This window comes from Erysipelatoclostridium sp. An173 (genome assembly GCF_002160495.1).
GTDB classification, from domain to species: Bacteria; Bacillota_I; Bacilli_A; order Erysipelotrichales; family Coprobacillaceae; genus Thomasclavelia; species Thomasclavelia merdavium.
In genome coordinates this window covers 1-22,958 of record NZ_NFKR01000018.1, presented here as the reverse complement: position 1 = coordinate 22,958, position 22,958 = coordinate 1, and the positions used below count along the sequence as shown (strand labels likewise).

General features: G+C 30.7%; 29 protein-coding genes. 2 read left to right on the top strand and 27 right to left on the bottom strand.

The window, feature by feature from the left end; translation table 11 throughout:
* Positions 1-32: 32 nt before the first annotated feature.
* Together B5F09_RS08825 and B5F09_RS08820 are read right to left on the bottom strand one after the other, a co-directional pair.
* Positions 33-998, bottom strand: coding sequence for an L-lactate dehydrogenase (locus B5F09_RS08825; RefSeq protein WP_087373670.1), 966 nt, complete (start codon positions 996-998; stop codon positions 33-35).
* A 101-nt stretch (positions 999-1,099) separates the two neighbouring features.
* Positions 1,100-1,918 (bottom strand): putative manganese transporter, encoded by an 819-nt coding sequence (locus tag B5F09_RS08820; RefSeq protein ID WP_087373668.1) that lies wholly within the window; start codon positions 1,916-1,918, stop codon positions 1,100-1,102.
* Between the two features lie 139 nt (positions 1,919-2,057).
* On the opposite strand from B5F09_RS08820, the gene B5F09_RS08815 reads away from it, so the two are divergent.
* The gene (locus tag B5F09_RS08815) at positions 2,058-2,924 is read left to right on the top strand and encodes a Cof-type HAD-IIB family hydrolase (protein WP_087373666.1); all 867 of its coding nucleotides are present in this window, start codon (positions 2,058-2,060) and stop codon (positions 2,922-2,924) included.
* Positions 2,925-2,976: 52 nt separating this feature from the next.
* Here B5F09_RS08815 and nspC read toward each other — a convergent pair whose 3' ends face one another.
* From nspC to B5F09_RS08770, 9 genes are all read right to left on the bottom strand, one after another.
* Positions 2,977-4,086: a carboxynorspermidine decarboxylase gene (gene nspC, locus B5F09_RS08810; protein ID WP_087302859.1), complete on the bottom strand. Its 1,110-nt coding sequence runs from the start codon at positions 4,084-4,086 to the stop codon at positions 2,977-2,979.
* Entirely contained in the window at positions 4,086-5,288 is a 1,203-nt protein-coding gene (locus B5F09_RS08805) for a saccharopine dehydrogenase family protein (protein WP_087373664.1), read from the bottom strand. Before B5F09_RS08805 ends, nspC begins: the two co-directional genes overlap by 1 nt.
* Entirely contained in the window at positions 5,289-6,149 is an 861-nt protein-coding gene (gene speB, locus B5F09_RS08800) for an agmatinase (protein WP_087373661.1), read from the bottom strand.
* Positions 6,139-6,990, bottom strand: coding sequence for a polyamine aminopropyltransferase (gene speE / locus B5F09_RS08795; RefSeq protein ID WP_087373659.1), 852 nt, complete (start codon positions 6,988-6,990; stop codon positions 6,139-6,141). The genes speB and speE overlap by 11 nt, the downstream gene beginning before the upstream one ends.
* Positions 6,990-8,447: an aminotransferase class I/II-fold pyridoxal phosphate-dependent enzyme gene (locus B5F09_RS08790; protein WP_087302851.1), complete on the bottom strand. Its 1,458-nt coding sequence runs from the start codon at positions 8,445-8,447 to the stop codon at positions 6,990-6,992. Before B5F09_RS08790 ends, speE begins: the two co-directional genes overlap by 1 nt.
* A 10-nt stretch (positions 8,448-8,457) precedes the next feature.
* Entirely contained in the window at positions 8,458-9,228 is a 771-nt protein-coding gene (speD, locus tag B5F09_RS08785; protein ID WP_087302849.1) for an adenosylmethionine decarboxylase, read from the bottom strand.
* Between the two features lie 409 nt (positions 9,229-9,637).
* The gene (locus B5F09_RS08780; RefSeq protein WP_087373657.1) at positions 9,638-10,039 is read right to left on the bottom strand and encodes a PTS sugar transporter subunit IIB; all 402 of its coding nucleotides are present in this window, start codon (positions 10,037-10,039) and stop codon (positions 9,638-9,640) included.
* A gap of 230 nt (positions 10,040-10,269) precedes the next feature.
* Positions 10,270-10,647, bottom strand: a complete 378-nt coding sequence (locus B5F09_RS08775) for a hypothetical protein (protein WP_087373655.1) — start codon at positions 10,645-10,647, stop codon at positions 10,270-10,272.
* 424 nt (positions 10,648-11,071) lie between these two features.
* A complete protein-coding gene (locus B5F09_RS08770) occupies positions 11,072-11,881 on the bottom strand; it encodes an Abi family protein (RefSeq protein ID WP_087373653.1) in 810 nt (269 codons plus the stop codon).
* 211 nt (positions 11,882-12,092) lie between these two features.
* On the opposite strand from B5F09_RS08770, the gene B5F09_RS15315 reads away from it, so the two are divergent.
* Positions 12,093-12,224 (top strand): hypothetical protein, encoded by a 132-nt coding sequence (locus B5F09_RS15315; RefSeq protein ID WP_255375794.1) that lies wholly within the window; start codon positions 12,093-12,095, stop codon positions 12,222-12,224.
* Here the strand turns inward: B5F09_RS15315 and atpC are convergent.
* The 16 genes from atpC to B5F09_RS15425 all read right to left on the bottom strand — a co-directional run bounded on the left by atpC (position 12,216) and on the right by B5F09_RS15425 (position 22,937).
* Positions 12,216-12,617, bottom strand: coding sequence for an ATP synthase F1 subunit epsilon (gene atpC, locus B5F09_RS08765; RefSeq protein WP_087301390.1), 402 nt, complete (start codon positions 12,615-12,617; stop codon positions 12,216-12,218). The two genes, B5F09_RS15315 and atpC, sit on opposite strands and share 9 nt — an antisense overlap.
* Positions 12,610-14,016: a F0F1 ATP synthase subunit beta gene (atpD, locus tag B5F09_RS08760; RefSeq protein WP_087301388.1), complete on the bottom strand. Its 1,407-nt coding sequence runs from the start codon at positions 14,014-14,016 to the stop codon at positions 12,610-12,612. Before atpD ends, atpC begins: the two co-directional genes overlap by 8 nt.
* An 11-nt stretch (positions 14,017-14,027) precedes the next feature.
* The gene (gene atpG / locus B5F09_RS08755) at positions 14,028-14,885 is read right to left on the bottom strand and encodes an ATP synthase F1 subunit gamma (protein ID WP_087301387.1); all 858 of its coding nucleotides are present in this window, start codon (positions 14,883-14,885) and stop codon (positions 14,028-14,030) included.
* A 6-nt stretch (positions 14,886-14,891) separates the two neighbouring features.
* Complete coding sequence (gene atpA / locus B5F09_RS08750) at positions 14,892-16,415, bottom strand: F0F1 ATP synthase subunit alpha (RefSeq protein ID WP_087373651.1); 1,524 nt, start codon at positions 16,413-16,415, stop codon at positions 14,892-14,894.
* Positions 16,416-16,424: 9 nt separating this feature from the next.
* Positions 16,425-16,958, bottom strand: a complete 534-nt coding sequence (locus B5F09_RS08745; protein WP_087373649.1) for a F0F1 ATP synthase subunit delta — start codon at positions 16,956-16,958, stop codon at positions 16,425-16,427.
* Positions 16,958-17,461: a F0F1 ATP synthase subunit B gene (gene atpF, locus B5F09_RS08740; protein ID WP_087301381.1), complete on the bottom strand. Its 504-nt coding sequence runs from the start codon at positions 17,459-17,461 to the stop codon at positions 16,958-16,960. The genes B5F09_RS08745 and atpF overlap by 1 nt, the downstream gene beginning before the upstream one ends.
* 30 nt (positions 17,462-17,491) lie before the next feature.
* Positions 17,492-17,725 (bottom strand): ATP synthase F0 subunit C, encoded by a 234-nt coding sequence (gene atpE, locus B5F09_RS08735; protein ID WP_004610792.1) that lies wholly within the window; start codon positions 17,723-17,725, stop codon positions 17,492-17,494.
* A gap of 50 nt (positions 17,726-17,775) precedes the next feature.
* Entirely contained in the window at positions 17,776-18,447 is a 672-nt protein-coding gene (locus B5F09_RS08730) for a F0F1 ATP synthase subunit A (RefSeq protein WP_087373647.1), read from the bottom strand.
* Between the two features lie 24 nt (positions 18,448-18,471).
* Positions 18,472-18,849 carry a hypothetical protein gene (locus B5F09_RS08725; protein ID WP_087301377.1) on the bottom strand — a complete coding sequence of 126 codons (378 nt, stop codon included), beginning with the start codon at positions 18,847-18,849 and terminating at the stop codon, positions 18,472-18,474.
* Positions 18,842-19,051 (bottom strand): AtpZ/AtpI family protein, encoded by a 210-nt coding sequence (locus B5F09_RS08720; protein ID WP_087301375.1) that lies wholly within the window; start codon positions 19,049-19,051, stop codon positions 18,842-18,844. Before B5F09_RS08720 ends, B5F09_RS08725 begins: the two co-directional genes overlap by 8 nt.
* A gap of 8 nt (positions 19,052-19,059) precedes the next feature.
* Positions 19,060-19,683, bottom strand: a complete 624-nt coding sequence (gene upp, locus B5F09_RS08715; protein WP_087301373.1) for a uracil phosphoribosyltransferase — start codon at positions 19,681-19,683, stop codon at positions 19,060-19,062.
* 11 nt (positions 19,684-19,694) lie between these two features.
* Positions 19,695-20,933 carry a serine hydroxymethyltransferase gene (gene glyA, locus B5F09_RS08710; RefSeq protein ID WP_087373646.1) on the bottom strand — a complete coding sequence of 413 codons (1,239 nt, stop codon included), beginning with the start codon at positions 20,931-20,933 and terminating at the stop codon, positions 19,695-19,697.
* A gap of 1 nt (position 20,934) precedes the next feature.
* Entirely contained in the window at positions 20,935-21,378 is a 444-nt protein-coding gene (gene rpiB, locus B5F09_RS08705) for a ribose 5-phosphate isomerase B (RefSeq protein WP_087301369.1), read from the bottom strand.
* Entirely contained in the window at positions 21,375-21,980 is a 606-nt protein-coding gene (locus B5F09_RS08700) for an L-threonylcarbamoyladenylate synthase (protein WP_087373644.1), read from the bottom strand. The genes rpiB and B5F09_RS08700 overlap by 4 nt, the downstream gene beginning before the upstream one ends.
* A gap of 130 nt (positions 21,981-22,110) precedes the next feature.
* Positions 22,111-22,410 carry an MGMT family protein gene (locus B5F09_RS08695; RefSeq protein ID WP_087373642.1) on the bottom strand — a complete coding sequence of 100 codons (300 nt, stop codon included), beginning with the start codon at positions 22,408-22,410 and terminating at the stop codon, positions 22,111-22,113.
* Between the two features lie 137 nt (positions 22,411-22,547).
* On the bottom strand, positions 22,548-22,937 hold the full coding sequence (locus B5F09_RS15425) for a group II intron maturase-specific domain-containing protein (protein ID WP_394335298.1): 390 nt from the start codon (positions 22,935-22,937) through the stop codon (positions 22,548-22,550).
* Positions 22,938-22,958: the final 21 nt, after the last annotated feature.

The window sequence follows — 22,958 nt, the reverse complement described above, 5'->3', positions numbered from 1 at the left end:
TTTCACCCACTTTTCCCCTATTATAACATAATTTATTCATTTATGATGTTATCTATTTGATTAATGATCATTTCTTTTAATGTTTGACAACTCTGGTCAAATTTTCTTTGGTCAACATTATTTAGTTGTAATGGAATAACTTTAGCGATACCTTGTCGATTAATAATTGCTGGTACCCCAATATATAATCCTTTTTGTTTATATTCCCCGTTTTGGTATGCTGATACAGTTAAAATGGCATTTTCATCATCAATCACCGCTCTAATTAAACGATTTAAAGCAAGTCCAATACCATAATAAGTAGCATTTTTACGCTTAATAATTTCATAAGCCGCCTGACGAACATCAACATAAATTTTATGTAAGTTATTCATATCAATATTCATTTCAATTATATATTCCATCATACTTTTACAGCCAATATACGTATTCATCCAAGGAACAAACGATGAATCACCATGTTCACCTAGAATATAGGCATGGACATTACCGGGAGCAACATTTAAAAAATCACTTAGTAAATATCTTAATCTGGCTGTATCAAGTATTGTTCCACTGCCAATAACTCGATTAGCTGGCAAATTAGATACTTTTTTAACTACATAAGTCATTAAATCAACCGGATTGCTGGCAACAATAAATATTCCATCAAAACCACTAGCCATAACCTGACTAGTAATTGATTTAACAATTTTAGCGTTTATTTCTGTTAATTCCAATCTTGTCTGACCAGGTTTTTGAGCAGCTCCAGCAGTTATAACTACGATATCTCCATCCTGACAGTCTTGATAAGTTCCTACTTTGATTTTCATACTAGTTTTACTATATGGTAAACCATGATTCATATCCATTGCTTCACCTTTGGCTTTTTCCTCATCTAAATCTATTAAAACCAATTCATCTATACCACCAGTATTTAAAAGTGAATAAGCCATTGACATCCCAACTAATCCAGTCCCAATTAAAACAACTTTTTTTACATCTTGATTTTGCATCATTGACACTACTCCTTTGCATTTTTATTTATTTTTGGCAAAAAAATAATAAATATGCAAAATAATTTATCAATAAAAAAAGAATGAGTTTTCCCCATTCTTCTTTAAAACAATATTACAATTATATAACCTATTACAAGCGCAACAAGATATGAAGTCAATAATACTTTGGCTGTATCTTTTTTATCTTCATTATAACGTATTAATGCTAATGTCCCGACTCCTGCACTAGTTGTAAGTCCAGTAACTAAAGCTCCAAAACTTAAACCACCTGCAACATATAACTGTGTTAAAATTACTGAACCAGCACAATTAGGAATGAATCCAACTATCCCTGCAATAATTGGTTGTAATAACCAGTTTGTTTTTAAAATATTTGTTAGATTATCCTCACCAATAACTGCAACTAAATAAGTAAAAACTATATTCGTTAGTAAAATAAAGATAAATGTTGTTATTGTATGTCTAATTGCCGGCATCCAGATACTTTCTTGACAACCACAATCACATGGTTCTACTTGAAGATATTCATAATCTTCTTTGCCTTTGTGGTGAAAGCCATCAACCACTATTCCAGTAACCGTTCCGATAACAATTTTTAAAACAATTAAAATTATCATCATCACCCATAAATCAGGATGAGCAATCAATATAGCTAACGCTTCATCGCTAGTAGCCATAAATATTGATAATAATGTTCCCATTGTCAAGTACCGCATTGCATATAATCTAGCAGCAACAACTGAAAAGCCACATTGAGGAATACTTCCTAAAATTGCCCCGATAAATGGTCCAACTTTACCAAACTCCATAATCTTATTAAGAGCATTTTGACTAGATATATATTCAACTATTAAGTATGCAAAAAATAAAACCGGTATACTCATTAGCGATTCTTCAATCGGTTCTATTAAGATTTCCATTTATTCTCCTCTCTTTCTTAGTTTACTAGTCTATCATAAACCAGATTTTTTTCAAATGATTTAGTATATTTTAATTATTGTTAGCTTGTTCGTTAATAAAAAATTAGCTATAATATTTATTCATAAAGAAGGTCAGTCTATGAAAAATATTAAAAAAGCAGATATAAAAAAGATAAAAATGATCGTTTGTGACTTAGATGGAACTCTTTTTAACCACCAGAAAAATATCACAAAAAATACCATCGATTATTTAGTTAATTTACAACAAAATGGTTATATTCTAGTTTTAGCAACTGGGCGTTTTTATTATGAATTAGAACCATTTATCCAAAAACTGCAGATGAAAAAATTTAATGGTTATATAGTTTGTTGTAATGGTCTTACAGTATATGAGTTAGCTTCTAATAAAATACATAAATTTGATTATTTAGAACGTGAAGATATTAATGAATTAATAAAAATTGCTTATTCATTCAAACTAAATATTAGAACTAATTACAATAATAGCTATCAAAATATTGTAACTAGATGCTTATATTACATAGCACCTATTATTACTAAAGTTTTTGCTAAAAGATATCCTAATTTAGTTTTTTATCGTTATAATGATGCTATTGATTGGCAACAAGTCGGTAAGTTATGTTTTATTGCTCGACCTGGTAAGTTAAATAAATTTGTAAAACATTTAAATTCACAATACAATCAACGTTATCAAATATATTATACTAGTCCATTTTGTGTGGAAATAGTAAGACAAAATGTAAATAAAGCCTATGCTATTAATTATATTTGTCAAAAGTTGTCTTTATCTTTTGATAATGTTTTGGCATTTGGGGATGGCGGTAATGATGAATTATTATTGTCAAAAGCCAAGATCGGTATAACAATGAAAAATGCGTTGCCTAAAACATTGAATAAAGCTAAATATATTTCTAATAAAACAAATAACCAGGACGGTGTGCTTGATTGTTTAAAAGAATTATTTGATACTAATTTAAAAGTCTAGAATTTATCTTTATAATAATTCTAGACTTCTTTTTTATTTATAATCAAATTATTTATGATAATCTATTTTTAAAATCCTGATAACCAAATTCTTTGATTAATTTTAACTTATCATTTTGTTTTAAAACAATACTTGGTAAATTCATTCCATTAAAAGTATTATTTTTAACCATTGAATAAATGGCCATATCTTTAAACCATAATTGCTGACCAATTTGTAATGGCTGATCAAATGAATAATCGCCAATAATATCACCAGCCAAACAAGTTGGACCACCTAATCGATAAGTATATTTCTTTACTTCAGGTTTAGCACTATCAATAATATCTGGACGATATGGCATTTCTAAAACATCCGGCATATGACAAGCTGCTGATGTATCCATGATTGCTATATCCATTCCATTATTAATAATGTCTAAAACACTTGATACTAAAAATCCTGCATTTAAAGCAATCGCTTCACCTGGTTCTAGATATACTTGAACTTGATATTTTTCTTTAATTTCATTAATTATTTTAATTAAAAGCTCAATATCGTAATCATCGCGAGTGATATGATGACCACCACCAAAATTCAACCATTTCATTTGACCCAAATATTTTCCAAATTTATTTTCAATAGCTTCAATAGTAGTTTGTAAATCATCACTATTTTGTTCACATAATGTATGAAAGTGCAATCCTTCAATACCATCTAATAAATCTTCTCTAAAATTATCAAGAGTTACACCCATTCTTGAATACTTAGCACATGGATCATAGATAGCATGTCCTACTTGAGTTGAACATTCAGGATTAATACGGATACCACATGAAGTGTTTGTTGTTTTAGCAAGTTCTTTATATTTAAGCCATTGATTAAATGAATTGAAAACAACATGATCACATATATTCATAATTTCTTCAATTTCATCATCACGATAAGCTGCGCTATAAACATGATTTTCTTTTTTCATTTCTTCATGTCCTAATTTTGCTTCAAACAAACCACTTGCTGTTGTTCCATCTAAATATTTTCCAATTAGAGGATAAACACTAAACATCGAAAAACATTTTTGGGCTAATAAAATTTTGCATCCTGTTTTTTCTTTGACATAGTGAAGAACTTTTAGATTTTTTTCCAAAAGTTCTTCATCAATTAGATAATATGGCGTTTTCATTAGTCCACCAATACTGGATTACGATCTTCAATCCATGGTAATCCCCATTTATTTAAAGCATCCATAAATGGATCAGGATCAAATTCTTCTACGTTGTAAACACCAGGTTTTTTCCATTTACCTTGCAATAATAACATAGCTCCAATCATTGCTGGTACTCCAGTTGTATAGCTAACTGCTTGTGAACCAACTTCTTTATAACATTCTTGATGATCACAAACATTATATAAATAGTATTTTTTATATTCACCATCTTTTTTACCTTGGAAAATACATCCAATGTTTGTTTTACCAACAGTACGTGGTCCTAAACTAGCTGGATCAGGTAAAACTGCTTTTAAAAATTGTAACGGAATAATTTGTTTTCCTTCAAATTCAATTGGTTCAATTGATGTCATTCCAACATTTTCTAAACATTTTAAATGTGTTAAGTAACTTTGACCAAATGTCATGAAGAAACGAATTCTTTTAATTCCAGGAATATTAATTCCTAATGATTCTAATTCTTCATGATGTAATAAATACATATCTTTTTTACCAACTTGAGCAAAATCATATTCACGTTTAATTTCCATTGGTTTTGTTTCAACCCAATGACCATCTTCAAAGTAGCTTCCATTAGCTGAAACTTCACGAATATTAATTTCTGGATTAAAGTTTGTTGCAAATGGATAACCATGGTCACCACCATTACAATCTAAAATATCAATATAATTAATTTCATCAAACTCATGTTTTAAAGCATAAGCACTAAATACACCTGTAACACCTGGGTCAAATCCACAACCTAAAATCGCAGTTAATCCAGCTTGTTCAAATTTTTCACGGTATGCCCATTGCCAGCTATATTCAAATTTAGCAGTATCTTCTGGTTCATAATTGGCAGTATCGATATAATGACATCCAGCAATTAAACAAGCATCCATAATTTTTAAATCTTGATATGGTAATGCTAAGTTTAAAACCACTTCTGGTTTAAAATCTTGCATTAAAGCTACTAATTCATCAACGTTATTAGCATCTACCTTAGCTGTATGAATAATTGTTTTTGTTTTGTCTTGTAATTCTTCTTTTAATTTATCGCATTTACTTTTTGTTCTTGAAGCAATCATAATTTCTTCAAATATATCACTATTTTGACAACATTTGTGAATCGCTACTGAAGCAACTCCACCACAACCAATAATTAATGTTCTTTTCATTTACTCTTCTCCTTTATTCATTGCTAATAATAATTCTCTTAATATTTTACAAGCTAAAGCTGTTGAAGCCCCGCTAGGATCATAAACTGGTGATAACTCATTAATATCCATAGCCACTACGTTTAATGAACTTACCGCAATGATAGCTTCTAATAATTCATTGAAGCTTACCCCTCCAGCTTCTGGTGTTCCTGTTCCAGGAAAAACACTCGGATCTAAAACATCAAGATCAATCGTAAAATAAACCGGATAGCCTTGACATTCTGCAATAGCTTGTTTTAATCCATTAAAATTAAATTTATTTAAAATGGTATGTTCTTTAGCCCAGTAAAATTCTGCCCGTTCACCACTACGAATACCAAATTGATAAATTTTATGATCACCAACTAAGTCATATGCTCTTTTAATAACTGAAGCATGTGATAATTTTTCACCTAGATATTCGTCACGTAAATCAGTATGAGCATCAAAGTGAATAATCCGTAAATCTGGATATTTTTCATATGCTGCTTCAATAGCTCCCAAACTAACTAGATGTTCACCACCAATCATACATGGCAGCTTGTTAGCATCTAGAATTATTTTAGTTGTTTCATTAATCATATCTAAAGCTTTACGTGGATTTCCAAATGGTAATTCTAGATCACCACCATCGAAAACTTTAATATCTTCTAAATCTTTATCCTGATAAGGACTATATGTTTCGATTCCAAAAGATTCTTTACGCATTGTACTTGAAGCAAATCTAGTTCCAGGCCGATAGGAAGTAGTACTATCCATTGGTGCCCCAAAGATCACACAACTGGCTTCTTCAAAAGAAGCATCTAATCCAATGAAGGTTTCAATATTTTTATTCCACATCTCTAAGTAACTCCTCTACATAATTTGGTAAGGCAAATGAACCAACATGGATACCAGTATTATAATATTTAGTTTTCATCCCACGAGCATTCCATTTTGTTTTTTGAAAATCTTTGATAGGATGATATTTTTTTGAGGCAAAGCCAAACAACCAATGTCCTGATGGATAAGTTGGAATATGGGCCTGGTATACTCTAGAAATTGGAAAACTTTCAACTATTCTTTTATGAGCCCGTTGCATTGCTATTGCATCTGTTTGATAAAAAGGACTTTCATGTTGATTAACCATAATTCCAGTTTCATTTAAAGCTTTAAAACAGTTACCATAAAATTCTTTTGTAAACAATCCTTCGCCTGGTCCAAAAGGATCAGTAGAATCAACAATGATTAAATCATATTCATTTTCTTTAGTACGGACAAAACGCAATCCATCTTGATAGAAAATATTTAGACGCGGATCATCAAAACAACACGCGGTAGTTGGTAAGTATTTTTTACTTACTTCAACTACTAGTTCATCTATTTCAACCATATCAATAGTTTCAATTGTTTCATAACGGCATAATTCACGAATTACACCACCATCACCTGCACCAATAACTAAGACTTTTTTTACATTTGGATGCACTGCCATAGGAACATGAACAATCATTTCATGATAAATAAATTCATCTTTTTCTGTCAACATCATATAGCCATCCAAAGCTAAAAAACGACCAAATTCTTTTGAATCAAATATATCAATTCTTTGAAATTCACTTTGACCACTAAATAATTGCCGATCAACTTTTATTGAAAAGTTTACACCATTAGTATGGCGTTCAGTAAACCATAGCTCCATTATTTCACCTCTTCCTTTAATACATTTAAATTATTTATTTCCATATCTTCAGGACCAGTCATAAAGCACCCTTTTTCTTTTGCATATTCAATATAATCAAGAATTTCTGGCGTAATTTTTTCTCCTGGTGCTAAAATTGGAATTCCTGGTGGATAACACATAACAAATTCGCTACAAACACGATTAGCACTTTCTTTTAAAGGCAATGATTCCTTATCTCCATAAAAGGCAACTTGTGGTGATACAATAACTTCGGGATTGATATATTCATGATCTAACATTCCGGCACGATCTTTTTTAAACCTTCTTCTAATTTCGGATAAAGCTCCTACTAATCGTTCAATATTTGCTTCACTATCCCCAACAGAAATATACGCTAGAACATTACCAATATCACCAAATTCAATTTGAATACCATATTCATCACGCAATAAATCATATACTTCAATTCCTGCAAGTCCTACATCAAGGGTAAAAATTGATAATTTAGTAACATCAAAATCATAAACACTATCACCGTTAATTAATTCCCTGCAATAAGCATAATAATCACCAATCTGGTTGATTTCTTCACGAGCATAATGTGCTAAACGTCTTACCTTACTAAAAATCTCTTTACCATTTAAAGCCAGATTTTTACGTGACATATCTAGACTGACCATTAATAAATAAGAACCACTAGTTGTTTGGGTTAAATTAATAACCTGACGAACATAATCAGCATTTACATTAGGACCTAATAACAAAAATGAACTTTGCGTTAAACTACCACCAGATTTATGCATACTGACACTAGCCATATCAGCACCAGCTTCCATTGCCGACATCGGTAATTCATCACTAAAGTAAAAGTGCGTCCCATGAGCTTCATCTACTAGTGCTAACATTCCATGTTCATGAGCTAATTCAACAATCGCTTTAATATTGGAACAAATTCCATAATAAGTTGGATTATTAATTAAAATTGCTTTAGCATCAGGATTATCAATAATTGCCTGTTCAACTTGTTTAACTGACATTCCTAAAGAAATCCCCAGTCTTTTATCAACTTCAGGATTAACATAAATAGGAATAGCACCTGTTAAAATCATTGCATTAATAGCACTGCGATGGACATTTCTTGGCAAAATTATTTTTTCACCAGCTTTAACACTTGCCATAATCATACTTTGAACTGATGAAGTAGTTCCTCCAACCATAAAAAAGGCATGAGCAGCATTAAAGGCATCTGCTGCTAATTCTTCAGCTTCTTTTATTACCGATACTGGATGACATAAATTATCTAATGGTTTCATTGAATTAACATCGACACTCATACATTTTTGACCTAAAAAATCGGTTAATTCGGGATTTCCTTTACCATGTTTATGACCAGGTACATCAAAAGGAACCAAACGGTCTTGTTTCATTTGTTGCAATGCTTCATAGATTGGCATTCTGCTTTGATCTAATTTCATTTTCGCCCCCCTAAAAAATATTACTTCCACTATAAATTTCTATCATTTCCTGCCGTAAATTATTAGTAATTTCTAATCTTACTTTAGGTGGTAATTCATAAATATCTGTTTTAAATAAATAATTTTGTAAATCAATTTCTTTAATTAACATTTTAGTATGAAATAAATTAGCTTGATACATATTAATATCAACCGCATCATACTTTAACAATGTTTGTGAATCGATATATTCTTGAATTGACGTCATTGGATTATCCATAAAAAGCTTTCTTCCCTTAATATCTCTAGTAAAACCACGAACTCGATAATCCATTGTAATTATATCTGAATCAAAATTCCCAATTAAAAAATCCAATGTTGATAAAGGAGAAATTTCACCACATGTTGATACATCAATATCAACTCTAAAAGTAGCAATATTAGTTTCTGGATGATACTCAGGATAAGTGTGTACCGTAATATGACTTTTATCCAAATGTCCCAAAATTACTCGATCATCAACTTCTTCAGTCCCTTTTCGTTCATTTTCAGCTAGAAGCATAGTAACACTAGCTCCTTGAGGATGATAATCTTGTTTAGAAACATTTAACACTTGAGCCCCAATCATATTTGCCACTTCATATAAAATATCTGTTAGTCTTTTAGAATTATATTGTTCATCAATATAAGCAATATAATCTTTTTGAGCACGTTGACTTTTTGCATAACAAACATCATAGATATTAAAGCTCAAAGATTTAGTTAAATTATTAAACCCATATAATTTTAGCTTTTCGCCCATCTCGTTTTCCCCCTTTAAAACAAAAAACTCAAGCTGGTCATCCAACTTGAGAATCAATCCATTATCATAATAGAACAAATTTCGTGTTCATTTTGATTTTTATCAGAGTCTATATAGCAAGAATCACTTTTACTACTCTTATTGATTGTTTCACAAGTGTGATGTGCCCAAAGCACACGGTTGTATAGTCACCAACTCAATGTTAAAAATATAACATCAACTTATAAAAGCGAACTTTCGTTCTATCAATAAGGCAACAAAGTTGCCGATTCGGCTTTTGACCCAGCTGTCCGGATGGCTTTAACTCATAAGAGTGGTCAAAATTCTTGCAAAATAAATTCTCTTTTTGCAACATCTAGATTATATATAATAATAATCAAAATTGCAACAGTTTTTTTATAAAATAAAATCATTTGTTTAATATAGTAAACTTATTATGTTTTAAAATAAATTCAACTATTTCGTTATAATCATTTGTAGCAAACATTTTAGGTGGAATTGAATAAACATCACCATGAAATTTAGTTAGTATTTTTGATTCTAAATAAGCTATCTGGGGTGCTAATAATATCATGTCATATTGTCTAGCCATTTTATCAATATTGTTATAACTAGCTGCCTCAATTTCTATTGGTATTTTAGCCAGGTTGCAAAATCTTTTCATTCCATCAGCAAAATATGTAGAAGTATAACCAGCGCTACAACATAACAATACTTTTATTACTCTAGGCTGATAATATTCTTTAAACGTATTAATAAAATCATTAAAGATTATTAAAGCCTGCTTAAAATTTATAAATTGGTAGTGCATATAATATAAGCGTTCCTTATTACAATTATCAAAGATTTCATGTTCTATTAAATAATCTCGATAAAAAGCTGTTGTTCCTAAAAAATCTTTCTTTTTAAAATATATTACATCTGATTTCTCTTCAATCTAGATTTCTTTAAAGCTTAAATTTTCAATCCAAGATTTAAAAATACTAATATTAATATCTTGAAAAAAAGAATCCATATTTTCACCATCTTTACTGTATTAAACTAACTATTAGTATTATTATATTTGCTGATCAAATCATAATAAGCTACTTTTTTATTTACATTTTCATCATAATTCATTTTAAAATAACATGTATATAAAACATCTAAAATAAATAAAATTGATAAACGAGTTGAAAATGAAGATATTTTTTTATAATGATTTTCATGATTATTAATGAACAGATGATAATCAGGATCAAAATTTTTAAAATTGTAACCATATGCTGAAATTAATAACATTTTGGTTTGTTTCTCTTTAAGAATCTTTGGCAAAATATTGCTTAATATTCCGCGCCCTTGAAAAGAAATAATAATAGCAAAATGGTTATTATCACCACTTGCTGCTAATAATCGCTGTTGATATTCATCAATTGGCACATTTACATTTACCCCTATTTTATGTTTATTCCAAAAAATTGTTTATCAATTGTACCTTTTCTGACTTTTACTAAATTTAATTTTTAAATATTGTTCTAAAGAATAAATAGTATATTTATTGTGAAATTCTTTAAATTTCAAATTAGGAACATACTTTTAAAACATAAAATATTTATCTATTATATGGATTAATCACAAAATATAATTTATTCATGAAAATTAACTGTGCTTAGCATTTTATATTTGAAATAAACATTTTAATTTTACTCTTTAATATTTAGTATTAATAAAATATATAGTGTATATTAATTCTTAATAATAACTACTAAATAATTTAATTGTTATTAATTAATTTTCATATAGAAAAAGTAGAGCAACGCAGGCGTTGCTCTACATAAAACTTTCGTTTTTGTCCTTCATCATATTATATGTATTTTTCGCATAAATAGTCAACAATTTTTTTAACAAATTCATAATTTGATGTAAATATATTATCGTTAATAAAATATTCACTATGTTTAACAAATCTTACATTTATTAAATCTTGTAAGATGTGCAATTGTTTTTCTTTTAATATAGGACTGCTACAAACTTCATTAAATAAAAATAAAGTTGCTATAAAATCATGTATAATTGGATTAGCAATTTTTTTCTTTCTCGTATTTTTACTAATATTAGGAATTTCTGTTAATAAAGATACTAGTTTTTTATTAGGTTCTATAATATTTTTCTTACCGTTAAATAAGTGTGTATGCGTATATGGTTTTCTTAAGGTATTTAATAAGCAATTATTATGAGCTGAAGCATTTCTAATAAATTTTAATGGCCATAGTAGATTATTTATTGTTTGAGATTTATTTTCTGGATAAAGTTCATAATATAATTCAAATAATTTAATAAAATCGCCAAAAGATAACACTTCTACAATGTTCCACACAGCCCAATTATTTTCATACTTATGAATTAGATCAGCACAAGCAGAATCATTCTTTTTGAAATCAATATTGCGTTTAATATAAGGATATTTTTGAAAAAACTGACTAATAATATTATATCCATCTTCTTTATCATTATTTGTTAAATCATTGATTAATTTTACCTTTAAAAAATGCTCTGTATCTAACGATAATTTAATAATATACTCTCTTAAGTACATATCAAGTTTAGATAATTCTACTAAGTATTCAAAATCTAAATGAATATATTGCTTTTTTGATTCATTATATTCAAAGATTTAGCAAAAGATTTTATCTTAAAATAATATGTATTATATGTTAAATATTGCAATGCTGAATGCTCATCCATAATTTCAAATTTAATGTTTTATTTTTTAAATTTTCTATTTGTTGGTAAACTGAATACTTTTTTCGCAATGAAATCACCTCTAAAATATTTTATTACTATTTTGTCAAATAAAGCAGATGAATTTGAGATTTTCTTTACTCATGATAAAATATTATGTTTTTGCTTTATTAGAAGCCTATTCAACTAATTCATTATCTTTGAATCAATTATCTAATGTAAAAAAAGAGCAACAACATAGTGCTCTTTTTAAAGATAATATCAACTTAGTTTAGTTCTTTAACTCTAATTCGATTAATTGCTTTCTTTAGTGCAACTTCAGCTCGCATTAAATCAGTATGTTCAGTTGGATGATGGATTCTTTCTTCAGCACGAGCTTTAGCTTCTTTAGCTCGATTTAAATCAATTTCTTCTTTTGATTCGATTGAATCTACTATTAATTTGGTTTCATTATCATTTACATAAATAAAGCCATTTCCAACAGCAAATTCATAACGCTGATTATCGATAATATAACTCATCATTGAAATTTCAACACCAGTTGCAAGTGGAATATGATGAGCTAGTATTCCAATCTGACCACCAGTTGAGCGAAGATTTAACTGATTGACTTCCACTTCTTGATAAACTCCTTTAGGAGTTATGATTTTAAGCTTAAATTTACTCATTTTCTAATGTCTTCGCTTTTTCAATTGCTTCTTCAATAGTACCAACGTTGTGGAAAGCCTGTTCTGGTAAATCATCATATTTACCTTCAAGAATTTCTTTAAATCCTTTTATTGTATCACTAACGCGAACATATTTTCCATCCATTCCTGTAAACTGACTTGCTACAGTAAATGGTTGTGATAAGTAATTACGCACTCTACGAGCTCTTGCTACTGTTAACTTATCTTCTTCACCTAATTCGTCCATACCTAAAATTGCAATAATATCTTGTAATTCTTGGAAACGTTGTAAAATTTGTTGCACACCATGAGCAACTTCATAATGTTCTTTACCAACAACTAATGGATCAAGAGCTCTTGATGAAGAATTTAATGGATCTACTGCTGGATAAATTCCTAATGCTGCAATAGAACGATCTAATACAACTTTAGCATCTAAGTGAGCGAAAGTTGTTGCTGGTGCAGGGTCAGTTAAGTCATCTGCTGGTACATATACAGCTTGAACAGATGTAATTGAACCATTTTTTGTTGAAGTAATTCTTTCTTGCAAAGCTCCCATTTCTGTTGCCAAAGTTGGCTGATATCCAGCTTGAGATGGGACACGACCTAACAAGGCAGAAACTTCAGAACCTGCTTGAGTGAAACGGAAAATATTATCAATGAACAATAAGACATCTTGTCCTTGGCTATCACGGAATTCTTCAGCCATTGTAAGACCTGTTAATCCTACTCTTAAACGAGCTCCAGGTGGTTCGTTCATTTGACCAAAAACAAGTGTTGTTTTTGAAAGTACACCACTTTCTTTCATTTCATAATATAAATCATTTCCTTCACGACTACGTTCTCCAACTCCAGCGAAAACAGATAGACCACCATGTTCAGTAGCGATATTATTAATAAATTCTTGAATTAATACTGTTTTTCCTACTCCGGCTCCACCGAATAAACCGATTTTTCCCCCTTTAATGAAAGGACAAATTAAATCGACAACTTTAATTCCGGTTTCCAAAATTTCAGTTTCAGTTCTTTGTTCAGAATATGATGGGGCACTACGATGAATTGGCATTTTTTTAACGTCATCACCTAATGCTTCTTTTCCATCAATTGGTTGTCCTAAAACATTAAACATTCTTCCTAATGTTTGATTTCCTACTGGTACAGTAATTGGGTGTTTAGTATCAACTGCATCCATACCTCTTCTGACACCATCAGTTGGTCCCATAGCAATACAACGAACAATATCATCTCCGATATGTTGCGCTACCTCAACTACTAGTAGTTCATCTCCATTTTGAATTTCAATCGCCGTATTTAAAGCTGGTAGATTACTATCACCATTAAATTGGATATCGATTACTGGCCCTTTAGCACTAATTATTTTACCAATATTTTGTGACATACGGCACCTCCTTATTGTGCATTAGCCCCTGCCACGATTTCACTAATTTCATTAGTAATCGCAGTTTGTCGAGCTTGATTATATTTTAATAATAACTGTTCTGTAAGTTCATCGGCATTATCAGTAGCATTTTCCATTGAAGTTCTTCTAGATGCATTTTCACTAGTTACTGATTCAATAATATAACCATAAATAACTGCTTGTAAATACATTGGAATTAAGCTATTTAAAACTTCTTCAGGACCTGGTTCAAATAATGTTTCTTTTTTAGAAAGCTCAATATCTTCAAAACTATCAGCATCAATTGGTAATAAAGTAACAATTCTAGGTTTGAAAGTTAAATTGTTTATAAATTCAGTATAAACAATTTTAATTTTACTAATTTCTTGATTACAATACATATTTGTTAGTTCTGTTACTAATCTAGTAACATCTTTAAAATTAAATGTAGTATTTAAATCTTCGAATTTAGTATCTGTTATACCTTGATGATTCTTTTTTAAGTAACTTGATGCTTTAGAACCAATACTATAAACATAATCATCAGCTTTAATTACATCTTTGATTTCTTTAAATACGTTTGCATTATAACCACCACATAATCCTAGACTTGAAGCAATAACGATATATGCTTCTTTAGTTACATCTTTGTTTTCTTTTAAATAAGCACTATCATTATTTCCTTTACAATTAGCTAATAGCTCAGCTACTGTTTTAGCTACTTCACTATAGTATGGTTTTGATTGTTCCAATTGATTTCTTGTTTTTCTAAGTTTTGAAGTAGCTACTAGTTCCATTGCCTTAGTAATTTTTTTGGTTGATTCAACCGATTTAATTCTTCGCTTGATTTCTTGCATTCCTCCAGGCATAGCTAACTACCCCTTTGCTTGAGTTTTTTCAAATTGATTTACAAATGCACCGATAACATCTTTCATATGTTTTTCTAAATCAGGCGAAATTTCTTTTTTATCATTGATTTCATCAATAATTTCTTTTTGAGTCATTTCAATATGTTCTACTAATTGATCCATGAAGTTAGAAACTTGTTCAACTTCTAATGATTTAGTAAATCCATATTTTAAAGCAAATAAAGTAATTACTTGAGTTGCAACAGAACGTGGTGAATATTGAGCTTGTTTCAATACTTCACGAACTTTAGCACCATGGTCTAATGTTGCTTTAGTTGCTGCATCTAAGTCAGATCCAAATTGAGCAAATGCTTGCATTTCAGTATATTGCGCCAATTCTAATTTTAAAGATCCTGATACTTGTTTCATTGCTTTAATTTGCGCTGATGAACCAACACGGCTTACTGAAAGTCCAGTATCAATTGCTGGTCTAAATCCTGAGTTGAATAAATCTAACTGCAAGAAAATTTGTCCATCAGTAATTGAAATTACGTTAGTTGGGATATATGCAGAAATATCCCCAGCTTGAGTTTCAATGATTGGTAAAGCAGTGATTGATCCACCACCATTTTCTTCATTTAAACGACAAGCTCTCTCTAATAATCTTGAATGTAGATAGAAGACATCACCTGGATATGCTTCACGTCCTGGTGGTCTTTTTAACAATAAAGAGACAGTACGATATGCTACTGCATGTTTTGATAAATCATCATAAACAATTAATACGTCTTTCCCTTGTTCTAACCATTCTTCTCCAATAGCACATCCAGCATATGGAGCAATATATTGCACTGGTGCTAATTCACTAGCAGAAGCACAAACAACTGTTGTATATTCCATTGCGCCACCTTGGCGTAATTTTTCTACGATTTGTGCAACTGTTGAATTCTTTTGTCCAATTGCAACATAAATACAATAAATATCTTGTCCTTTTTGATTTAAAATTGTATCAATAGCGATTGCTGTTTTACCAGTTTGACGGTCACCAATGATCAACTCACGTTGTCCTCGTCCAATTGGGATGATTGCATCAATTGAAGTAATTCCTGTTTGTAAAGGCTGATCAACTGATTTTCTAGTCATAACACCGCTGGCAACTCTTTCGATTGGACGTGTTTTAGTTGTTTTAATTTCACCATTACCATCAATTGGTTGTCCTAATGGGTTTACAACTCGTCCTAATAATTCATCACCTACTGGAACTTCCATAATTCTACCAGTACGTTTAACTTCATCGCCTTCTTTAATTTCATCTTCAGAACCAAGTAAAACAGCACCTACGCTATCTTCATCTAAGTTCATCACCATTCCATAGACATCGTTTGGGAAGGCTAAAAGTTCACCTAACATGGCATCATCTAAGCCATGGATTACACTTACACCATCTCCAACAGTCATAACGGTTCCTACATCTTTTTGTTCAATCACTTCATCAAAGTTTTTAATTTGTTCTTTGATCAAAGTGCTAATCTCATCTGGTCTAAGCCCCACTATTTTCACCTACTTTCTTAATAGTTCTTTTTTCAATAATGAAACTTTATTTTTGATTGTTCCATCAAAAACCCGATTATTTACTTCAACTTTAATTCCACCAATTAAAGCTGGGTCTTTAACAACTTTTAATTTAATTGTTTTATTGGTTGCTTTTCCTACTGCTTGTTCAACTTGTTTTAAAGACTCTGGTGAAATATCAAAAGCAGTATATAAAATACCCTCTTCTATTCCAAAATAATCATTACATAATTTTTTAAATTCTTTAATTATTTCTTGAAGATAGCGAATTCTTCTTTTTTTGACCAATAATTTCAAAAAATTAACAATATATGTGTTAACTGTTCCTTTAAAACTTTGATCTATTAAATCACATTTAACTTTATCATCAATCAAAACATGACTAAAAAAAGTTAAGAATTTAGGCTCTTTACTGAAGATATCATCAATCAATAGCATATCTTTTTGATAACTATCAACCGCATTTTCTTCTTTAGCTAAAGAAAATAATGAAACAGCATAACAATGTGCTACAGATTCCATTATTTATCAATTTCCTTAATAAATTCGTCAACTAATTTTTCATTAGCTTTTTGATCCATTTCCTGATTCATTATTTTACTAGCCACGTCAATTGCAATATTTACAATTTCATTCTTTACTTCAGCTTTCGCTGCAATTTTTTCTGCTTCGATTTCTTTTGATGCACGTTCAAGTTTTTCTTTCGCTTCTTCATTTGCTTTTTCAATGATACTATCTCTTGTCTTACCAGCATCAACCTTTGCTTTTTCAACAATATTACGATATTCTTTGGCAGCAGCACGAGACTGTTCTTCACTTTCTTCCATTAAAGCTTTAGCCTTTTGCTGCATATTTTTAGCATCATTTACAGTTCCTTCAATGTAATCAGCACGTTTAGCAAAATAGTCTTGTACTGGTTTCCATAAAAACTTTTTAAAAATGCATAACATTACTCCTGTTGCCAGTAACTGAACTATTAAAGTCGTAATATTGGGGAATAATTTTGAGGCAATATCAATATCCATTCTTATTCCTCCTCTTGATTAAATTTGATTTTATCCACCGTATACGAATAATAATAGGAATGAAATCAATAAACCATAAATTGCAACTGTTTCTGTTAAGGCAATACCTAAAATCATTGTTGTACGGATTTTTCCTTCCGCTTCTGGATTTCTACCAATAGCTTCTACTGCTTTACTAGCACAAATTCCTTCTCCAATACCAGTTCCTAAACCGGCACATACTGCAATACCTGCTGCAATAGCAATTAATCCTACGTCTGTCATATTTCTTTCCTCCAATTTTTTTACTTAAAATTAATATATCTTTAACTAGCTTAATCTTCATTTACTTCCAAAGCGATTAAAATACTAGATAAAGTCACGAATACTAGGGTTTGAATAAATCCTGCAAAAACATCAAAATAAGCGTGGAATATTGGGGCAATAAGTGGTCCCAAAAAGTTAAAATTGATAACATACTCTGATAAGTATCCCGTAAAACTATATATCAAAGACAACAAAATTGACCCTGCTACAATATTTCCAAAAAGACGCATTGACAAAGAAATAAGTGGTGCCAATGTTCCTAAAATGTTAGTTGGTGGCCAAATAATATCTTTAATATAGGTAAATACTCCTTTTGTTTTTAAAGCGTTGTACTGAATTAACGTAAAAGTGATTATAGTAATCGCTAACGTAATTGAATAATTTGAAGTTGGTGCTTCAAAACCAAATAATCCACTTATATTTGATATAAATATATATATAAACATCATTGCAAAATAAGGATAATAATTCTTTGAAAATTGGGCTGGCATTAGTGTCGCCATATAATCTTGAATCATTTTTACCCCTGTTTCACAAACAAGAACAATTCCAGTGGGTCGCTTAGTCGAATCTGCTGCTTTGATCTTCCTTCCAGCCAAAATGAAAAAGATTGACAAAACTGTCATAATAATCAATGAAAAAATCAGTTCTGGCTGAATTACGATATGTATATCTCCCATCACTTTCACCTCCTTTTTTCTAGATTAGCTATTTTGAGTTTTTTCCAACCTATCATTTCGATAAGCATCAATATAAATAGTAGCCTGAATAATAAAATAACCAAGAAAAACCGTTATAATATTGATCCAGGATACTTTTATAGCAATAAAAAATCCTGCTCCATATACAAACAATTTTGCAAAAAACAGAACAACAACTAAGCTGATTGTACTTGTTGATAAAGCTAAAATAAGATCACTTATTTTAATTATCATCTTAAATACAATCAAACTAACTATATATCCAACGATCATTCCTATCAAATAAGAAATGTCAGATACAATCAAACTAACTACACCAGCTATTGCCAGAGCTACTAAAAATACATATTTAGAATGGCTCATTACTGTCTTTTCATTCATCTTTTCCTACTCCTAACAATAACTTTATTACATAAATAAAAGCCACTATTAATAAGACTAATATCCAGCATGGTTTAGAATTGAAGTAATCATCAAGCCATAAACCAGCTATTACAGCTAGTAAAAACACGCCAATTACTTCAAAACCTAACCATAAACAAAAGACAATATCTTTTAATAACTTTCTTTTATTCTCTTTCATATTTAAAACTAATCTGTCCCAAACAAACGATCACCGGCATCGCCTAATCCAGGAACAATATAGCCTTTGCTATTTAGCTTATCATCTAGCGCTGCTAACGTCAAATTAACATCAGGGTGTTCTTTTTCAATAACCGCCACCCCTTCAGGTGCTGCTAACAAACATACTAAATGAATGTTTTTAGCACCTCGTTTTTTTAGACTGGTTATTGTTGCACTAGCACTACCTCCGGTTGCTAGCATAGGATCAACGACAATAACAATAGCATCTTCTATACCTTTAGGAAATTTAGCGTAATATTCGATTGGCTGTAATGTTTCTTCATCACGCTGTAAGCCAATATGACCAACTTTAGCACTAGGAATAATTCTTCTAAAACCATCTACCAACCCAATACCAGCTCTTAATATTGGTACTAAAATTATTTGTTTAGCCAATTTTTTACCAACGGTCTTACAAATCGGTGTTTCAATTGGATATTCTACTAATGGTAAATCTTTAGTAACCTCATACGCCATTAACATAGCGATTTCATCAAGATTTTCTTTGAATACTATTGTATTTGTATTTTTATCACGCATAATAGATAATTTATGGTTTATTAATGCATGATCAAGTACTGTCGTTGCCATTTTTTCACCTCTTAAATATATTTAATATCATTATACATTTCAACTTTATCAGTTAAAGCTTTAACTCTTTTAATACATTCTTCCTTAATTTGATCTGTTTCTTCGTTTTTTAAACGATAAGCAATTATTTTTCCGACTTCTTCGAAATCTTCTTCTTTAAATCCTTTAGTTGTCATAGCAGGTGTTCCTACACGAATGCCGCTAGCTTTAAATGGTTTTTCTGTGTCAAAAGGAATCGCATTTTTATTAGCAGTAATATTAATTTCATCTAATAAACGTTCTGCTTTTTTACCAGAAATTCCACAACTAGATTTAACATCTATTAAGATCAAATGATTATCAGTACCGCCAGCTACTAATCTAAATCCTTCTTCTTTTAAAGATTTTTCAAGAGCTTTGGCATTTTTAATAATTTGTTTTGCATATTCTTTAAACTCTGGTTGCATTACCTCATAGAAGCAAGCAGCCTTAGCAGCAATTATGTGCATTAAAGGTCCACCTTGCATTCCTGGGAATACCGCACGATCGATAGCTGGCGCTAATTCTTTTTTACACATAATAGCACCACCTCGTGGTCCCCTTAATGTTTTATGAGTTGTTGTTGTAACAACATCAGCATAAGGAAATGGTGATGGATGTTCACCTGCTGCAACTAAACCAGCAATATGAGCCATATCGACCATAAATAAAGCTCCTACTTCATGCGCACATTTAGCCATATATTCAAAATCAATAATTCTTGAATATGCGCTTGCTCCAGCTACTACTAGTTTAGGTTTAATTTCCTGACACTTCTTTTTAAATTCTTCATAATCAATAGTTTCAGTTTCTTTAGAGACACCATAACTATAAAAATCATAATTAATTCCAGAATAGTTTAATGGATGTCCATGTGTTAAATGTCCACCATCTGCTAAAGACATTCCTAAAACTTTATCACCGTGCTCTAATAAAGCCATATATACTGCTGTATTAGCTTGAGCACCACTATGAGGTTGAACATTTGCATGCTGGGCACCAAAGATTTTACATAATCTTTCTTTAGCTAAAGTTTCTACCTCATCAACAAACTGACAACCACCATAATATCTTTTTCCCGGATATCCTTCAGCATATTTATTAGTAAGAACACTTCCAGCCAACTGCATAATTTCTGGAGAAACAAAGTTTTCAGAAGCGATTAGCCCAATGTTATTTCTTTGCCGATTTAATTCCCGTTCAACACTTTCAAATACAGCAACGTCTTTCATTTTATTCTTCTCCTTCATAAGCCATCATTTTTTCAATTCTTTGAACGTGACGTCCACCTTCAAATTCTGTTGATAACCATGCTTTTAAAATTTCTAATGCTAAACCTTCACCAATAACTCTTTGTCCCATTGCAATCATATTACTATCATTATGAGCACGTGTAGCTTTAGCACTAAATACATCATGACATAATGCACATCTAATACCATTTACTTTATTAGCAGTAATACTTACACCAATTCCAGTACCGCATACAACTACCCCCTTGTCGCATGCACCACTAGCTACTGCCTTAGCGGCTTTACCAGCATAGTCTGGATAATCGCAGCTATCTTCACTATTTGTTCCAAAATCTTCTACTTCATAACCATTATCTAATAAATATTCTTTTAATACATTTTTTAATCTTAATCCACCATGGTCACATGCCATTGCAATTTTCATTTCAATACCTCCATTATTTCTTCTTTAGAAATATCTCCTAATCTTAATATCTCAACATTACCCTTACTTAAATCAACAATTGTACTAGCCTTTTTACTGATACTTTCTCCTTTTACAATTAAAGGGATTTTTCCTTTAAATACCTCCATAACTGCTTGATCATCAACCAGACTTTCTTTACCTGATAGATTAGCACTTGTTACTAACATTGGTCCTGTTTTATCTAGTAATGATAAAACAAATTTATCATCAGGTATTCTAATTCCGATTGTATCAAGTGAGGCTGTAAAATATTTATCAATATGTGGCTTTTTTTTCAAAATGATAGTAATCATACCGGGCATAAAAGCTTTGATTATCTTTTTAGCATTTTCATTAACATATGCATATTTTTCTATATCTTCAGGTTTGCTTATCATCATTGAGATTGCTTTACCCTTATCACGTTTTTTTATTTGATATAGTGCATCTAAAGCCTCTTTTGATCCAAACTTTACCCCTAAACCAAAAACAGTTTCAGTAGGAAAAGCTACTACCTTATTATTACCCACTAATTCAGCGGCTAAATCAAGAGCATCTTTTTCAACTAAAACTGTATTCATACAATCACCTCATTTGACCTATATTATACAATAAAAGATCTAAAATTTGTAGCATTTTAGTGATATTTTAACACATGCTTTATATCTGTAGAAAAATAAACAATAACTGACTTTTGGTCTACAATCATCATTACAATATTTGCCATTGGCATTTTTTCATATCTACGTTACCATTACTTTTAAAAACCACACCTTCTTGACATAACAATTCCCTTTGTCTTGTCCAGCCAGGTACTAAACGTCCTGCACTATTAACAACCCGATGGCAAGGATAGTTACCATATTGTTCACTATGACTTAAAATTTTTCCTACTAAACGAGCATTTTGGCTTCTACCTGCTAAAATTGCAATTTGTTTATAGCTAGCAACTTTACCTTTAGGTATTTCAGCAACTATTTCTAATATTTGATACGCTAAATCATCATTCATCAATTTTCACCCTTATTATTTAAAAGTAATTTAATATTAATCGAGTAGGAGAGAATAGATAAAATAGAATTGATTAATTATGTATTCTCGTCCTCTCACACCACCGAGCAAGCCGCCCGGCACTCGGCGGTTTAAATCTATGCTGAAATATGTTTTAACTGATACTGGTCTATCATTGATGGCAGCCCTTTTCTTCTTAATAACTCTTTGGTTACTTTATTTTGGAGAAATGTACTTGCACATCTTGCGTATGATTTGCGAGTATTTGACCACATCTTTGCTTGCAGTGCATTTACCCCCAGCTTTCTTAACTGCTTTTCTCTATTCTTGACTGTTTTCCATTTCTTCCATAGATACATTCTGATTCTGAACCGTATCCATCCGTCGATTCTTTGACATATCGTTTTGAATTGCCCAATTCGATAGTAGTTTATCCATCCTCTGATAAGCTGTCTGAGTTTTGTACATCTGTGTTCCCATGACACCGACCAGCTTCTGTTCGTCAGCTTCTTCAGTTTCTCTTTCAGTTTATTGACTGATATTTGATG

What these genes read in the sequence shown, in the direction of transcription:
- speE (WP_087373659.1), bottom strand. Translation starts at nt 6,990, where the DNA reads ATGGAGCTATGGTTTACTGAACGCCATACTAATGGTGTAAACTTTTCA.
- B5F09_RS08720 (WP_087301375.1), bottom strand. Translation starts at nt 19,051, where the DNA reads ATGAAAGAGAATAAAAGAAAGTTATTAAAAGATATTGTCTTTTGTTTA.
- speD (WP_087302849.1), bottom strand. Translation starts at nt 9,228, where the DNA reads ATGGGCGAAAAGCTAAAATTATATGGGTTTAATAATTTAACTAAATCT.
- B5F09_RS08725 (WP_087301377.1), bottom strand. Translation starts at nt 18,849, where the DNA reads ATGAATGAAAAGACAGTAATGAGCCATTCTAAATATGTATTTTTAGTA.
- B5F09_RS08815 (WP_087373666.1), top strand. Translation starts at nt 2,058, where the DNA reads ATGAAAAATATTAAAAAAGCAGATATAAAAAAGATAAAAATGATCGTT.
- glyA (WP_087373646.1), bottom strand. Translation starts at nt 20,933, where the DNA reads ATGAAAGACGTTGCTGTATTTGAAAGTGTTGAACGGGAATTAAATCGG.
- atpD (WP_087301388.1), bottom strand. Translation starts at nt 14,016, where the DNA reads ATGTCACAAAATATTGGTAAAATAATTAGTGCTAAAGGGCCAGTAATC.
- B5F09_RS08820 (WP_087373668.1), bottom strand. Translation starts at nt 1,918, where the DNA reads ATGGAAATCTTAATAGAACCGATTGAAGAATCGCTAATGAGTATACCG.
- atpG (WP_087301387.1), bottom strand. Translation starts at nt 14,885, where the DNA reads ATGCCTGGAGGAATGCAAGAAATCAAGCGAAGAATTAAATCGGTTGAA.
- B5F09_RS08700 (WP_087373644.1), bottom strand. Translation starts at nt 21,980, where the DNA reads ATGAATACAGTTTTAGTTGAAAAAGATGCTCTTGATTTAGCCGCTGAA.
- B5F09_RS08790 (WP_087302851.1), bottom strand. Translation starts at nt 8,447, where the DNA reads ATGAAATTAGATCAAAGCAGAATGCCAATCTATGAAGCATTGCAACAA.
- B5F09_RS08745 (WP_087373649.1), bottom strand. Translation starts at nt 16,958, where the DNA reads ATGGAATCTGTAGCACATTGTTATGCTGTTTCATTATTTTCTTTAGCT.
- B5F09_RS08780 (WP_087373657.1), bottom strand. Translation starts at nt 10,039, where the DNA reads ATGCACTACCAATTTATAAATTTTAAGCAGGCTTTAATAATCTTTAAT.
- rpiB (WP_087301369.1), bottom strand. Translation starts at nt 21,378, where the DNA reads ATGAAAATTGCAATGGCATGTGACCATGGTGGATTAAGATTAAAAAAT.
- nspC (WP_087302859.1), bottom strand. Translation starts at nt 4,086, where the DNA reads ATGAAAACGCCATATTATCTAATTGATGAAGAACTTTTGGAAAAAAAT.
- upp (WP_087301373.1), bottom strand. Translation starts at nt 19,683, where the DNA reads ATGGCAACGACAGTACTTGATCATGCATTAATAAACCATAAATTATCT.
- atpE (WP_004610792.1), bottom strand. Translation starts at nt 17,725, where the DNA reads ATGACAGACGTAGGATTAATTGCTATTGCAGCAGGTATTGCAGTATGT.
- atpC (WP_087301390.1), bottom strand. Translation starts at nt 12,617, where the DNA reads ATGAGTAAATTTAAGCTTAAAATCATAACTCCTAAAGGAGTTTATCAA.
- speB (WP_087373661.1), bottom strand. Translation starts at nt 6,149, where the DNA reads ATGTGGAATAAAAATATTGAAACCTTCATTGGATTAGATGCTTCTTTT.
- B5F09_RS15315 (WP_255375794.1), top strand. Translation starts at nt 12,093, where the DNA reads ATGATAAAATATTATGTTTTTGCTTTATTAGAAGCCTATTCAACTAAT.
- B5F09_RS08805 (WP_087373664.1), bottom strand. Translation starts at nt 5,288, where the DNA reads ATGAAAAGAACATTAATTATTGGTTGTGGTGGAGTTGCTTCAGTAGCG.
- atpF (WP_087301381.1), bottom strand. Translation starts at nt 17,461, where the DNA reads ATGGATATTGATATTGCCTCAAAATTATTCCCCAATATTACGACTTTA.
- B5F09_RS08825 (WP_087373670.1), bottom strand. Translation starts at nt 998, where the DNA reads ATGATGCAAAATCAAGATGTAAAAAAAGTTGTTTTAATTGGGACTGGA.
- B5F09_RS08730 (WP_087373647.1), bottom strand. Translation starts at nt 18,447, where the DNA reads ATGGGAGATATACATATCGTAATTCAGCCAGAACTGATTTTTTCATTG.
- B5F09_RS08695 (WP_087373642.1), bottom strand. Translation starts at nt 22,410, where the DNA reads ATGAATGATGATTTAGCGTATCAAATATTAGAAATAGTTGCTGAAATA.